This window comes from Cognatundibacterium luofuense, assembly GCF_018139685.1.
GTDB classification, from domain to species: domain Bacteria; phylum Pseudomonadota; class Gammaproteobacteria; order Burkholderiales; family Burkholderiaceae_D; genus Undibacterium; species Undibacterium luofuense.
In genome coordinates, this window is sequence record NZ_JAGSPN010000213.1 from 1 (window position 1) to 406 (window position 406).

Genomic DNA, 406 nt, shown 5'->3' on the forward strand with positions numbered 1-406 from the left:
GTGCGGAGATTTTGAAAGGGATTAATCTCGATATCGAAGATGGTCAGTTCCTGATCCTGGTCGGCGGTTCCGGCTGCGGCAAATCCACCTTACTGAATATGATCGCCGGACTGGAAACAGTATCCGAAGGCGGCATTTACATCGGCGATCGCTGCGTCAATGACGTACCGCCCAAGTCGCGTGATATCGCCATGGTGTTTCAATCCTATGCCTTGTATCCGACCATGACGGTACGTGAAAATATCTCTTTCGGCTTAGGCATACGCCGGGTCGCCGTCGCAGAGCAAAAGAAAATCGTAGACCGGGTCGCTGAGACTTTGCAGATCACCCATTTACTGGATCGCAAACCGGCGCATTTATCCGGCGGCCAGCGCCAGCGGGTCGCGATGGGACGTGCGATTGCACG

At 54.4% G+C, this 406-nt stretch carries 1 protein-coding gene; it reads left to right on the forward strand.

Annotation, left to right across the window (positions count from 1 at the left end):
* Positions 1 to 8: 8 nt before the first annotated feature.
* On the forward strand, positions 9 to 406 hold a 398-nt coding region (locus KDM89_RS20080), incomplete at its 3' end, for an ABC transporter ATP-binding protein (RefSeq protein WP_329604708.1).